This is a genomic window from Clostridium sp. CX1, from assembly GCF_025398335.1.
Classification (GTDB): domain Bacteria; phylum Bacillota; class Clostridia; order Clostridiales; family Clostridiaceae; genus Clostridium_AM; species Clostridium_AM tanneri.
This window is the reverse complement of the sequence record NZ_JAODOO010000017.1, coordinates 30,895-45,291: the sequence shown is the minus strand read 5'-3', so window position 1 is coordinate 45,291 and position 14,397 is coordinate 30,895. Positions and strand designations below refer to the sequence as shown.

Sequence of the window (14,397 nt, the reverse complement as noted above, 5' to 3'; positions counted from 1 at the left end):
ATGTTAGATAAAAATAAAGTAAGACTTGGGATAGCTCCTATAGCATGGACAAATGATGATATGCCTGAGCTTGGGAGAGAAAATACCTTTCAGCAATGTATAAGTGAAATGGCACTTGCAGGATTTACAGGAAGTGAGGTGGGGAATAAGTACCCTAGAGATATTCAAGTATTAAAAAAAGCTTTAGAACTAAGGGGTATAAGTATAGCCAGCGCTTGGTTTAGTTCCTTTTTAACTACTAAACCCTTTGAAGAAACTGCTGAAGCCTTTATAAAGCATAGAGATTTTCTAAAGGAAATGGGAGCAGAGGTGATTGTTGTAGCGGAACAGGGCCACAGCATTCAGGGAATGATAGATATGCCTGTTATAAGTAGGAAGCCTCATTTTTCAGAGGAGGAATGGGTTAAGCTTGCAAGAGGCTTAGAGGAGCTTGGAAAACTTGCTAAAGAGCAAGATATGAACATTGTTTATCACCATCATATGGGGACGGGAGTACAGACTCTAGAGGAAATAGATAAGCTGATGGCAATGACAGACCCAGAGTTAGTTTATTTACTATTTGATACAGGGCATCTTACTTTTTCACAGGTAAACCCAGAGGTGGTTTTAAATAAGTATATAAATAGAATAAAACACGTACATTTAAAGGATATAAGAGAAGAAGTATTAGATAAAGTTTATAAGGAACAGATGAGCTTTCTTAATGCAGTTAAGCATGGAGTCTTTACTGTTCCAGGTGATGGGATGATTAATTATGCCCCTCTTTTCAAAATCTTAGACAAAAATAATTATGAAGGATGGTTTATTGTTGAGGCTGAACAAGACCCAGCCAAAGCGAATCCTTTAGAATATGCAATTAAGGCAAGAAAATTTATAAAAGAGCAAACTGGCTTATAGATAGGAGTACTGGGAGTTAATCCGAAAAAGATCTGATAAAAAATACCAGTAGCATTAGATGGGAGAGGTTAAAAATGTCAAATAACATTGTCCTTGGAATAATCGGTGCAGGAAGAATAGGAAAACTACATGGGGAGAATATAGTCAATAATTTTCCAGATATAAGACTTAAGGCAATTGCCGATATATACGCAGATAAGATAATTGAATGGGCACAGGGAATAGGAATAGAAGAGGTTTATGAAGACTATAGGGATATATTAAAAGATCCTGAGATAAATACAGTTCTCATATGTTCTTCAACCAATACCCATTCAACTATAACTATAGAAGCTGCTGAAGCAGGAAAGCATATTTTTTGTGAAAAGCCTATAGATTTTGATCTTGAAAAGATAGTTGCTGCTCTCGATGCCGTTAAAAAGGCAGGAGTTAAGTTTCAGGTAGGTTTTAACAGGAGATTTGATCACAACTTTAGAAAGGTACATGAGCTTATAAAAGAAGGAAAAATAGGTGACCCTCATATCATTAAGGTTACTTCTAGAGACCCAGAGCCGCCGCCAATTGAGTATGTTAAGGTTTCTGGTGGAATGTTCATGGATATGACTATCCACGATTTTGATATGGTACGATATCTATCTGGAAGTGAGGTAGAAGAGGTATATACAAATGCAGCAGTGCTTGTAGATCCTGCTATTGGAGAAGCTGGAGATGTAGATACAGCCTTAATTACACTAAAATTCAAAAATGGAGCTATAGGTGTTATAGATAACAGCAGGAGAGCTGCCTACGGATATGATCAAAGAGTTGAAGTATTCGGTTCTAAGGGAGGGGTAACGGTAAGTAATGATACTCCATCTTCAGCTGTACTTAGCACTTCAGAAGGAGTGTTTGCTGATAAGCCTAAATATTTCTTCTTAGAAAGATATAAGGATTCCTTTGTGGAGGAACTAAGACAGTTCTTTAATGCAATCAAAAATGATACCAAAACTCCTGTTGAAGGCATAGATGGATTAAAGCCAATTATAATTGCAATGGCTGCAAGAAAGTCCTATGAAGAGAAAAGACCAATAAAAATAATAGAGTAATTCAAAAGTTAAATAAAACAGTAGATTAGCATAAAGTCCTTTATTCTAATTCTACTGTTTTTATTTAAAAATAAGGGGGAAATTGGGGATGGAATATAGTTTTGGATTTGGAAAGGGAAAGATGAACTTTGACATAGATAGTGAAAATATTTTGGGCATATTAGAGCCTAACGAGGTGAAAATAGAGCTAACTGGTGCAGATGAGGTCAGAAGGGCGATGGAAAACCCTATTGCGTCCAGCAGATTAAAGGACATAGTAAAACCAGGAGAGAAAGTAGTAATAGTTACTAGTGATATAACCAGACCTATGCCAAGTAAAATAGTTCTACCTGTAGTAATAGAAGAACTAAATAGTGCTGGAATTAAGGATCAGGATATTACCATAGTATTTGCTCTTGGTAGTCATAGATCTCACACAGAGGAAGAAAAAAAATATTTAGTTGGTAAAGAGATATATGAAAAAATAAACTGCATAGACAGCAGTTCAACAGAGTTTGTGCATCTTGGAGTAACATCAGAGGGAACGCCGGTGGACATTAGTAAAATTGTTGTTAAAGCTGACAGAAGAATTTGCTTAGGAAATATAGAATATCATTATTTTGCAGGATACAGCGGAGGTGCCAAGGCCATAATGCCGGGAGTTTCAACAAGGGCAGCTATTCAGGCAAATCATAGCAAAATGGTGCATGAAAAAGCAACAACGGGGAATGTAAAAGATAATCCTGTAAGAATGGATATAGAAACTGTAGAAAAGTTTGTACCTATAGACTTTATAGTAAATGTAGTACTAGATAGTAACAAACAAATAATTAAAGCGGTAGCCGGTCACTATATAAAAGCTCATAGAGAAGGCTGTAAGTTTTTAGATAGTTTTTATAAGATAAGAATAAAAGAAAAAGCGGATATTGTTATCACAACACCGGGAGGATACCCTAAGGATTTAAACTTATATCAAGCCCAAAAAGCGTTGGACAACTCCAAACATGCGGTAAAAGAAGGTGGGATAATAATATTAGTTGCCTCCTGCAGGGAAGGATTAGGAGAAAAGGTATTTGAGAACTGGATGTTAGAAGCAGAAAAACCTGAAGATATGATAGAACAAGTAAAAAAGAATTTTCAATTAGGAGGTCATAAAGCAGCAGCAATTGCTATGATATTAAAAAGGTGTAAGGTATACCTAGTTTCTGAACTTGAAGAAGGATTTGTAAGAAGTATATTTATGGAGCCTTTTAGCGATGCACAAAGTGCTGTGGAAGCTGCTTTCAAAGAAACTGGGGAAGATTCTAAGGTAATTCTCATGCCTTTCGGAGGCTCAACCTTACCAAATTTAGATTAAGTAGAAAAGGATAGGTTTAAGGAAATTTAAAAGTTACAGACTATAGGTTAGTGTAGTCTGTAACTTTTATTTTAAGAGTATTTATTGTAGAGTAGGATATTTTACACTATAGAGGATTAGGATGAAGTGAAAAATTTTACTAATTGTATTATAATGTAAGGGGTGTAGAAGTAGTATTTAGTTTTAATAAATTAAATAATTGGGGGAGAAATTAAATGAATTTATATTTTGTAAGACATGGGGAAACTAAGGAAAATCAGGGCGGAAGTTACTATGGAAGCCTTGATGTAGAACTTACAGAGCAAGGTATATTACAATCACATAGGGCAGAAGAGATACTAAGAGATATAAACTTTAAAACAGTATATATCAGTGAAAAAAAGAGAGCAGAGCAAACAGCTGATATTTTATTGAAAAATAAACATTGCAATTTAATCAGAGATAGTAGAATAAATGAAACAAACTTTGGAGAGTTTGAAGGAAAAGCTTATGATAAAATAAAAGAGCTGTACCCTGCAGAATGGAGGCTCTGGTGTGAAAATTGGAGGGACTTTGCACCACCAGGGGGAGAGAGTTATTTACAGGTTTATGATAGAGTTAAAAGCTTCATGGATGACATTTTAAAGCTTGATGAAGAAAATATTCTAATCGTAACCCACGGTGGAGTTATAAGGTCTATTTATTGTTACATATTAGGAGGCAACTTAGACTTCTTCTGGAGTTTTGGCTCTAAGAATTGTGATATAACTTTAATAAAATATGAGTATGGAAATCTATTTATAGATAGTATAACTCATGTCTAAGTTTTTTAAATCAAAAGACAAGCTTAAAAAATGATGGGGGAAACAAAAAATGAAAAGAATAATACAAAATCTATTATTAATGGTTCAATTTTTAACCAGAATTCCAGTTAACCTAAATTTACCTTGTGAGAAAGAAGATTTTAAAAGAGGAGCTATATTTCTTCCTGTAGTTGGATTTATAATAGGAGCTATTCAATGGGGTATATATGAGCTTTTTATAAGGATTTTACCATTAGAACCTACTATTGTAATAATACTGTTAGCTGGAATCATAGTAACAGGAGCGCTACATTTAGATGGGTTAGGAGATACCTGTGATGGTTTTTTCGCCTTTAAAGGCAATGATAGAATAATTGAGATAATGAAGGACAGTAGAATAGGAAGCTATGCTTGTATTGCAGTAATATTTGACTTGCTCTTTAAGTATGCTTTATTCTCATCAATAGCTCCAAGTTTTCCTATAGGAATTATAGTTGTACCTATTATATCAAGATTCACCACGGTTTTTATAATTACTATAGGTAAAAATGCTAAAAAGACGGGATCTGGCAACCTTTTTGTGGAGAATGTTGGAAAGCTTCAACTTTTTATCAGCTTTTTATTAACTACAGGAATTTTAATCTTAATGATGAATGCTATACATGTAATAATACTACTATTTGCTGGAGTGGTTTTCACTGCAATATTTAATGAGTTTTCTAAGAGTAAAATTGGGGGAATTACAGGAGATATTTTAGGAGCAAATAACGAATTGGTGGAAATACTAACATTAATTTTAATAGCAGTTATTTTAAGATAGTTACATATTCAATAGAAAATTAAGAGGATAAAAGCAGACTAAGAAATATAATAAAATGGTCTTGCAATTATTAAATAGTATTATAAGGAGATATGGACATGGGAAAGATAATCTTGGTTACTGGCGGCAGCAGAAGTGGAAAAAGTACCTTTGCAGAAAAGTTATTAGAGAACAAAAATGATGTGTTATATATTGCAACGGCTATAGTAACAGACAAGGAAATGGAAAAAAGAATTGAAAAGCACAAAAAACAGAGAAATCAAAAATGGGCAACCTATGAAGGCTTTAAAAATTTAGCGGAAGTTATAAAAAAAGATAGCCATAAATATATAATGATTGAATGTATAGGCACTATGGTAACAAACTTTATGTTTGACAAAGAGTACAACTTTGATACTATGTCACAGGAAGATATATCAGAGCTTAGTAAGAAGATAAAATCAGAGGTAGAAACACTGCTTTTAGCGGCAAAGGACAGTGACAAAGAAGTAGTTATTGTTACTAACGAAGTAGGTTGGAGTTTAGTGCCTGAATATAGACTTGGAAGAATATTTAGTGATATTTTAGGACATGTAAATCAATATATAGGAAGCTTCAGTGATGAAGCGTATTTGGTGGCCTGTGGGTTTCCTTTAAAGTTAAAGTAATAAGAAGGAGTTATACTATGTTGCGTATAACTCCTTCTTATTTTCTAAAGATTTGCTTATTGGGATAATATGTGGTCTTCCATTTGAAGGATTTTTTAATAAATGTACATCCATATTATAAACTTCTTTTATATTTTTTTTAGTTATTACTTCTTCAGGAGACCCTTGAGAAATAATTCTACCTTTGCTCATTAACAGTATTTCATCACTGTATTGAGCAGCTAGATTCAAATCATGAAGTACAGTTATGATGGTAATGTCTCTATTTAGAAACTTGATAGTATCTAGCAATTCTACCTGATGATATAAATCAAGGTGAGAAATTGGTTCATCTAACAGAATTATTTTTGTATCTTGAGCAAGTGCTCTAGCTATTAAAACTCTCTGCTGTTCGCCTCCACTTAGGGAGGAAATATTTTTTTCTCTTAACTGCCAGGTATTGGTCATCTCCATTGCATTTTTTACTAATTCCATATCCTTGTCATTTTCTGATTGAAGTCTGGATATGTATGGTGATCTTCCCATTAAAACTATATCCAAAGCAGAAAAGTCAAAGTCTAAAATAGTATTTTGAGGAACAGTGGAGACTTTTTTAGCTAACTCTTTATTTTTGTAACTTATAATATCTTTGTCCTCAATTAATATAGAATTCTTTTTAGGCTCTAAAATTTTAGATAAGTTCTTTATAAAAGTAGTTTTACCAGAGCCGTTAGGACCTATAATACTATAAAACTTATTTTCTTTAAAATTGATATTTATATCCTGAAGAATTTTCTTGTCTTCATAGCTATAGTCTAGATTTTGAACCTGTACTGAATAAGCTTTAGGTTTAGTCACCTATTACACCTTCCTTTTATTTTTTATTAAAAGATAGATAAAGTAAGGGGCCCCAATTACTGAGGTAATAGCTCCTACGGGGATTTCAGCAGGTGATGCTAAAGTTCTAGCTAAAGTATCTGATAGTATCATAAACAGAGCTCCACCTACAGCTGAAAATGGAATTAGAATTCTATGATCAGGTCCTAAGAGTATTCTTATTATGTGAGGTATTATTAAACCTACAAAGCCTATAACTCCGCTAACAGATACGCAGGCTGCAACAACTAAAGAAGATATAATTAGCGTTATTTTCTTCAAGTTTTCAACTTCAATGCCTAAACTTTTTGCAGTTTCATCGCCAGTGAGCATTATATTTAGGTCTCTTGAAAAAATCATAAAAATTAATAAGCCTATAATTACAAATATAGAGAGCATTATAACTTGATTCCAACTTGCAGTTGAAACACTTCCCATAGTCCAAAATATTATTTTTTCAATGCTTTCACGATTAAATACCATTAGTAAGGATATTAGCGAAGACAAAAGAAAGCTTACAGATATACCAGAAAGCAATAAGGTATTTATAGGAACTTTATTACCAACTTTAGCAATGCTATATACTATTATAGTGGTTATAATTGCACCAGCAAAAGCCAGAAGGGTAGTAATGCCCAGTCCGCTGAAAGAGTTATCCATACCTGTAACTATTGCTAATGCAGCACCAAGAGCAGAGCCTGAGGATACACCTAATACATAAGGATCTGCCATTGGGTTTTTAAACATTGCCTGAAATGCCGCACCTACAATAGATAATCCCATGCCCACAATACCGGATAGTATAATACGGGGCAATCTTATGTTAAGTATTATTACAGTATGAGTAGATGAAAAGCTATCTACTGAAATCAAGTTACTTATAAAGGGAATGTTATGTAAAATAATTTGTAGAGATTCTAAAAAGGATATATTTGCAGTACCTAAGGTACTGCAAAGAATTGAAGAAGCAAAAAGTATAATAATTAATAATGTAAGATAAAGTTTGTAGTGTTTATTATTTGTTGATGATACCATAATAAAGCCTCTCATCGATAAAATTATTTAAATGCTTCTGGATGTATTATCTTAGCTAGCTGCTCGAAGCCTTCTGCCAGTCTAGGACCTTGTCTTTCTAAAATATCAGGGTTAATATCAAATAATTTATTATTTTTTACAGCTGTTAAGTCTTTATATCCGTTAGTATTTTTAATTCCAGTCTTAATATCATCAGGACTTCCTGCGATATAAGTAGAGCAAACTAAAATATCAGGATTTTTTTCTATGAGTTTTTCCAGGCTGTAAGCCCATCCTTCAGCATCATCAGCAGCATTTTTACCGCCAGCCATACTTATCATTTTGCTGATAAAGGTATTTTTTCCTGCAGTAAAATCTCCATCTTTACCATAGGATATAACGTAATATACGCTAGGAGTATTTTTACCAGTAACTTTTTCTTTAACTTCAGCAATCTTCTTTTCCATATTAGTTACAATTTCAGCTGCCTTTTCATTAGCATTTGCGATTTGTCCTACTTTTTTTATTGTAGTATAAGTTCCTTCAAAGCTTTCATCGCCTTGGATTATAACAACCTTAACATTTAAAGCTTCTAATTTTTCTACTGCTTCCTTTGGAAAGATTGATGAAGCGATAAGAATATCTGGCTTTAGCTCTACTATTTTTTCTATATTAGGATTTTGAATTCCTCCGATAGATTGAATACTTTTAGTTTCTTGAGGAAAATTACAAAAATCAGTCCTTCCAACTAGCTTATCCTTTTCACCTAAAGCAAATAATATTTCTGTAATATTAGGTGCGCCTGAAACTATCCTTTGAGGTTCTTTGTCTATTTTTACATCTCTTCCATAGAAGTCTTTGAAGGTTAGTGGGTAAGAGGTAATTTTAGAGTTGTTATTACTAGAACCATTACTATTTTCTGAAGAGGAACTTTTATTTGAACAAGCACTTAGAGATATAACAAAAATGGAGCAAATTAGAAACGTAACAATCTTTTTAAAGTTTATCATATGTCATCCTCCTGAAATAAATTAAAAATTCTATCAGACAGAAATATACTACCTGAATATAATTATCTTAATAATAAAACCGCTATCAGCTAGATAACGGTTTACAAACAAAACTATTTGTTCACCAGCTTATCCACGTAAGCATGCTCAGTGAAAAATTTAGGCAGGTCTCCTGGCTCTGATTCATCGCATATTGATGCCTTCCCTGTTACCAAGTGACATAATATCAATATACTCCTCATTACAGTGGCGGGACCGCACGAGGCTTTAACTCGTTTCCCTTTTAAACTTATGATTTGCTCCATAAGTACCTAAATCCATATTATTTACTTTTAACTGAATTATAACATTGGGTTAAGTAATTATCAATAATATTTTACCAGCACCAATACTTTAATTCCTTGACGAAAGTTATAGAGTAATGTAATATCAAAATTAGGCAATAGAAAATATGGTAATTATAGAAAAAAGTTATAAAGCTTGATATATAAAATAATTAACATTAAACTTATATTAGGTAACAAAAATGTAACTAATAGACTTTAAAGTGCTATCTTGAATTTATTATAAAATAAAAATATAATAAATTTATAGTTAAAGTATATAATAAAAATGTTCTTATAAAAATGGTAAAGAGAGGTATATGCTATGGAAAAAGTAACAAAGGACATGACAATAGGAGAAATAATCAGAATGAACCCTAGATACGCAGAAGTTCTAATGACATTTGGAATGGGATGTGTAGGATGCCCAGCATCTCAAGCTGAAACTTTAGAGCAGGCTGCTCAAGTTCATGGTTTAGAGTTAGATAACTTATTAAGAGCTCTAAATGCACTATAGTAACAGTATTTAATTTCAGAAGAGTACTAACCTCCATTATTATTGATGGAGGTTTTATTTATTTCTATAGTTTTTTGCATTTAAAGTCATACTGGTTTACACATTGTTACTATATTACATAAAAGTAACTACTTGAATATAACTACATTAATATTTAGTATTTTAATTGTGGTATTTTCTAGAAATAAAAGAAGCTATTATAAAATATAAAGGGGATGACTATCTATGACAAGTAATGTATACTTTGCTAATCTTAGAGCTAGAAGTGAAAAAGAAAATAAAATAACTAAAATTCAAAGATTATTTGATAGAGCAGGATTTTCAAAGCTTTTAAATGAAGGGGACTTAACAGCGATTAAAATTCACTTTGGGGAATTAGGAAATGATTCTTTTATAAGTCCTGTTTATGTTAGACAAGTTGTTAACAAAATAAAAGAAAGTAAGGCTAAGCCATACCTTACAGATACAAACACATTATACTCTGGAAGCAGACATAATGCAGTAGACCATTTAGAAACTGCAGTAATGCATGGTTTTGACTACGCTGTGACAGGGGCTCCAGTAGTTATTGCTGATGGAATCTTAGGGGAAGATGTTAAAGAGATAGAAATTAATAAAAAGCATTTTAAAAATGCTAAAATAGCAGGGGGAATAACCGCTGCAGACAGTATGATTGTTATGTCTCACTTTAAAGGACATGAAATGGCTGGTTTTGGCGGTTCAATTAAGAATTTAGCTATGGGTTGTGCTCCAGCGTCAGGAAAAAGAGAACAACACTCTACAAGACCTTTTGTAAATGCTGATAATTGTGTAGGTTGTGAAAAGTGTGCAAAGGTATGCCCTCAAGCAGCTGCAATTATTGAAAATAAAAAATCTTATATAGATAGACAAAAGTGCATAGGCTGTGGTGAGTGTATGACAGTATGTTCTGTAAAAGCTATTGAATTGAACTGGGATGTGGAAATGAAAGAGTTCACAGAGAAACTTACCGAGTATGCTTATGGAGCGGTGAAAGGCAAGGAGGGCAAGGTAGGATATATTAATTTCCTTATAAACATAACACCAGACTGTGATTGCGTTCCATGGAGTGACGCACCTATAGTTTCTGATATAGGGATTCTTGCATCTGAAGATCCTATAGCCCTTGATCAAGCATGCTTAGATTTAGTAAACAAGGCAAAGGCGTTAAATAACTCATTATTAGAAAATGAACATCATCATCATGATGAAAATTGTGAGCATGATAAGTTTAAGTCAATGAGAAGCAATACCTGTGGAGATATTCAACTATCTTATGGAGAAGAATTAGGATTAGGAAGCAGAGAATATAATTTAATAGAAATATAATCTTAGCAAATAAGAATTGGGAGTGAAGTGAACTTTTTACCACTCCCAATTCTTATTTTTATGAAAAGTATTATCAGAAAGCATTTAACCCCAAATTTAATGTTAAGTAATAAAAATAATAAAATTCTAGTTTTTATGTATGATAATTTTTCTATTTCAAATAATAAGTTAGAGAAAAATCTGAACTTTAAATTTAGTAACCGCTAGGAGGGTTAATCTTATGGCTAAAGTTATGAAAACTATGGATGGAAATCAGGCAGCAACCTATGCATCCTATGCATTTACAGATGTTGCAGCCATATTCCCCATTACTCCATCAACCCCAATGGGAGAATTAGCTGATGACTGGTCCGCTCATGGCAAGAAGAATTTGTTTGGGCAGACAGTTAGAGTTTCAGAATTACAGTCAGAAGCAGGTGCTTCTGGAGCAGTGCATGGTTCTATTATAGCAGGAGCTCTAACTACCACTTATACAGCATCACAAGGATTGCTATTAATGATTCCTAATATGTATAAGATGGCTGGAGAACTTCTTCCAGCAGTTTTCCACGTAAGTGCTCGTGCTATTGCAACCCACGCACTATCAATATTTGGAGATCACCAAGACGTAATGGCTACTAGGCAAACTGGTTTTGCATTATTAGCTTCATCAAGTGTGCAGGAGGTTATGGATATTGCCCCTATAGCTCATCTTGCTGCTATTAAATCAAGAGTACCATTTTTACATTTCTTCGATGGATTTAGAACTTCTCATGAATATCAAAAAATAGAGGTTATAGATTATGAGGATTTAGGCAAGTTAGTAGATTATGATGCCATAAAGGAGTTTAGGGATAGAGCATTAAATCCAGAACGCCCAACTGTAGCAGGAACTGCACAAAATCCAGATATATACTTCCAAGGAAGAGAGTCATCAAATAGATTTTTTGATGCTGTTCCTGATGTAGTAGAAAATTATATGAGAGAAATAGAAAAAATTACAGGAAGAGTATATCATCCTTTTGACTACTATGGAGCAGAGAATGCAGAATACATAATTGTAGCAATGGGATCAGTATGTGATACCATAGATGAAACAATAGATTATCTTATGAAAAAGGGAGAGAAAGTAGGACGTATTAAAGTACATTTATACAGACCTTTCTCACCAAAATATTTCTTTGATGTTTTGCCTAAAAGTGTAAAGAAAATATCTGTTTTAGATAGAACAAAGGAGCCGGGATCAGTAGGAGAGCCATTATATCTTGATGTAACCAACCTATTCTATAATAGAGAAGATAAGCCTGTAATTGTAGGCGGAAGATATGGATTAGGTTCTAAGGATACAAGACCATCACAAATACTTTCAGTATTTGATAACTTGAAAAAAGATAACCCTAAGAATGGGTTTACTATTGGTATAGTAGATGATGTTACAAACACTTCACTGAAAGAAGAAGAAATTATAGATACTACACCGGAAGGAACAATAAGCTGTAGATTCTGGGGCTTAGGTTCTGACGGTACAGTAGGGGCTAATAAATCTGCTATTAAGATAATTGGAGATAACACAAATCTCTATGCTCAAGCATATTTTTCCTACGATAGTAAAAAATCAGGAGGAAGTACTGTTTCACATTTAAGATTTGGAAAGCAGCCAATAAAATCTCCTTATTTAGTTTATGATGCAGACTATGTGGCATGCCATAATAAATCTTTTGTATATCAATTCGATTTAGTAAAGGGACTTAAAAAGGGTGGAATATTTGTATTAAACTGTCCATGGACTGAAAAAGAATTAGAGGAAAAGCTTCCAGGAACCTTTAAGAAATATATTGCTGAAAATAATATTAATTTCTATACTGTAGATGCTGTGAAAATTGCTAGTGAAATAGGTTTAGGCGGAAGAATTAATATGATAATGCAAACTGCCTTCTTTAAATTAGCAAATGTAATTCCTATTGAAGATGCTATTAGATATCTAAAGGATTCCATTGAAAAGACCTATGGAAAGAAAGGTCCAAAAATAGTAGATATGAATAAGGCAGCAGTAGATAGGGCAATAGAGGCTCTTGTAAAAGTGAAAGTGCCAGATTCATGGAAAAATGCTGAGGATAGGGAAGTTGTAGGTGAAATCAAAAATGAATTCGTTAGAAATATTCAAAAACCTATGGCTAGAGCTGAAGGTGATGAGCTTCCAGTAAGTGCTTTCAAAGGAATGGAAGATGGAAGACATCCAATGGGAACTACTGCTTATGAAAAGAGAGGTATTGCAGTAATGTTGCCTCAGTGGCAACCGGAAAAATGTATTCAGTGTAACCAATGCGCCTACGTATGTCCACATGCTACTATAAGAGCCTTCTTATTAGATGAGGAAGAAATGAAAAATGCACCGGAAGGATTTGTAACTAAGAAAGCTATAGGAAAGGGGTTAGAGGGCTTAGGCTTCCGTATTCAAGTAGCTCCATTAGATTGTACAGGATGCGGAAACTGTGCAGACGTATGTCCTGCTCCAGGAAAGGCTCTAGTTATGCAGACTGCAGAACAGGAAATAGAAGCTCAGGCAGATAATTGGGAATATGTAAGCAGCAAAGTTACCAATAAAGATAATTTAATGGATAAGAAGACTTTAAAAGGAAGTCAATTTGCTAGACCTCTATTAGAGTTCAACGGAGCATGTCCAGGATGCGGTGAAACACCTTATATAAGATTACTTACTCAGCTATTTGGCGATAGAATGATGATAGCTAATGCTACTGGATGCTCCTCTATCTGGGGTGCAAGTTCTCCATCAATAGCATATACTGTAAATGCTGAAGGAAAGGGACCATCTTGGGCTAACTCTCTATTCGAGGATAATGCCGAGTTTGGATATGGAATGTACTTAGCTGTCGGTCAAATGAGAAATAGAATAGCGGATTTAATGAGGCAGTACATGGATGGCGACGCAAAGGATAACATTAGAGAAGCTTTTGATGAATGGCTTAAGTGTAAGGAAGATGGAGAGGCATCTGCATCAGCTTCTACTAGAGTTATAGAGGCTCTACAATCTGAAAACTACAATGTTAATCCAATATTAAAAGAAATAATGGAGAAAAAGGATTTCTTAATTAAAAAGTCTCACTGGTTAATAGGTGGAGATGGTTGGGCTTACGATATAGGATACGGCGGACTAGACCATGTTCTTGCCTCTGGTGAAGATGTAAATATCTTTGTAATGGATACAGAGATATACTCAAATACTGGAGGACAGTCATCTAAGGCTACTCCAACTGCAGCAGTGGCAAAATTTGCAGCTTCAGGTAAAAAGGTAAGAAAGAAAGATTTAGGACTTATGGCTATGACTTATGGATATGTATACGTTGCTCAAATTGCTATGGGAGCAAATATGAATCATACAATGAAGGCAATACTTGAAGCAGAGAAGTACAAAGGACCATCATTAATAATAGCTTATGCTCCATGTATCAGTCACGGTATAAAATCAGGCATGGGAACTAGTCAAAGACAAGAAAAGAAGGCTGTAGAGTCAGGATATTGGCATTTATACAGGTATAATCCAGTACTAAAAGAGGAAGGAAAAAATCCATTTGTCCTTGATTCTAAAGAGCCAACTGCTCCATTTAGAGAGTTTATAAATAGTGAAATAAGATACAGCTCATTAGCAACTGTATTCCCTGATATTGCAGAAGAAATGTTTACAACTGCTGAAAAGCACGCTAAGGATAAGTATCAAACTTATAGAAGATTGGCTGATATGCAGTACTAGTTTTAAAAGTTAATAA

General features: G+C 33.8%; 12 protein-coding genes and 1 riboswitch. Of the genes, 9 read left to right on the top strand and 3 right to left on the bottom strand.

The genetic code is table 11. From position 1 onward, the window contains the following. The 6 genes from iolE to cobU all read left to right on the top strand — a co-directional run bounded on the left by iolE (position 1) and on the right by cobU (position 5,567). On the top strand, positions 1 to 897 hold the full coding sequence (iolE, locus tag N4T77_RS16370) for a myo-inosose-2 dehydratase (protein ID WP_261672919.1): 897 nt from the start codon (positions 1 to 3) through the stop codon (positions 895 to 897). A 74-nt stretch (positions 898 to 971) separates the two neighbouring features. Further along, on the top strand, positions 972 to 1,982 hold the full coding sequence (iolG, locus tag N4T77_RS16365; RefSeq protein WP_261672918.1) for an inositol 2-dehydrogenase: 1,011 nt from the start codon (positions 972 to 974) through the stop codon (positions 1,980 to 1,982). Positions 1,983 to 2,070: 88 nt separating this feature from the next. Beyond that, entirely contained in the window at positions 2,071 to 3,318 is a 1,248-nt protein-coding gene (gene larA / locus N4T77_RS16360) for a nickel-dependent lactate racemase (protein WP_261672917.1), read from the top strand. Between the two features lie 215 nt (positions 3,319 to 3,533). Further along, positions 3,534 to 4,121, top strand: coding sequence for an alpha-ribazole phosphatase (gene cobC / locus N4T77_RS16355; protein ID WP_261672916.1), 588 nt, complete (start codon positions 3,534 to 3,536; stop codon positions 4,119 to 4,121). Between the two features lie 49 nt (positions 4,122 to 4,170). Next, positions 4,171 to 4,920, top strand: a complete 750-nt coding sequence (gene cobS, locus N4T77_RS16350) for an adenosylcobinamide-GDP ribazoletransferase (RefSeq protein ID WP_261672915.1) — start codon at positions 4,171 to 4,173, stop codon at positions 4,918 to 4,920. 98 nt (positions 4,921 to 5,018) lie between these two features. Continuing rightward, positions 5,019 to 5,567 (top strand): bifunctional adenosylcobinamide kinase/adenosylcobinamide-phosphate guanylyltransferase, encoded by a 549-nt coding sequence (gene cobU, locus N4T77_RS16345; protein WP_261672914.1) that lies wholly within the window; start codon positions 5,019 to 5,021, stop codon positions 5,565 to 5,567. A gap of 15 nt (positions 5,568 to 5,582) precedes the next feature. On the opposite strand, the gene N4T77_RS16340 is transcribed toward cobU, so the two are convergent. From N4T77_RS16340 to N4T77_RS16330, 3 genes are read right to left on the bottom strand one after another with little or no spacing between them, the layout of a single operon-like run. Continuing rightward, complete coding sequence (locus N4T77_RS16340; protein WP_261672913.1) at positions 5,583 to 6,404, bottom strand: heme ABC transporter ATP-binding protein; 822 nt, start codon at positions 6,402 to 6,404, stop codon at positions 5,583 to 5,585. Positions 6,405 to 6,407: 3 nt separating this feature from the next. Beyond that, entirely contained in the window at positions 6,408 to 7,457 is a 1,050-nt protein-coding gene (locus N4T77_RS16335) for an iron ABC transporter permease (RefSeq protein ID WP_261672912.1), read from the bottom strand. A 23-nt stretch (positions 7,458 to 7,480) separates the two neighbouring features. Further along, on the bottom strand, positions 7,481 to 8,446 hold the full coding sequence (locus N4T77_RS16330; protein ID WP_261672911.1) for an ABC transporter substrate-binding protein: 966 nt from the start codon (positions 8,444 to 8,446) through the stop codon (positions 7,481 to 7,483). Positions 8,447 to 8,590: 144 nt separating this feature from the next. After that, positions 8,591 to 8,776: riboswitch (cobalamin riboswitch) on the bottom strand. 318 nt (positions 8,777 to 9,094) lie between these two features. On the opposite strand from N4T77_RS16330, the gene N4T77_RS16325 reads away from it, so the two are divergent. The 3 genes from N4T77_RS16325 to nifJ all read left to right on the top strand — a co-directional run bounded on the left by N4T77_RS16325 (position 9,095) and on the right by nifJ (position 14,381). Next, a complete protein-coding gene (locus N4T77_RS16325; RefSeq protein ID WP_261672910.1) occupies positions 9,095 to 9,286 on the top strand; it encodes a DUF1858 domain-containing protein in 192 nt (63 codons plus the stop codon). A gap of 225 nt (positions 9,287 to 9,511) precedes the next feature. Continuing rightward, the gene (locus N4T77_RS16320) at positions 9,512 to 10,633 is read left to right on the top strand and encodes a DUF362 domain-containing protein (RefSeq protein ID WP_261672909.1); all 1,122 of its coding nucleotides are present in this window, start codon (positions 9,512 to 9,514) and stop codon (positions 10,631 to 10,633) included. A gap of 220 nt (positions 10,634 to 10,853) precedes the next feature. Next, positions 10,854 to 14,381 carry a pyruvate:ferredoxin (flavodoxin) oxidoreductase gene (nifJ, locus tag N4T77_RS16315; protein ID WP_261672908.1) on the top strand — a complete coding sequence of 1,176 codons (3,528 nt, stop codon included), beginning with the start codon at positions 10,854 to 10,856 and terminating at the stop codon, positions 14,379 to 14,381. Positions 14,382 to 14,397 lie beyond the last annotated feature (16 nt).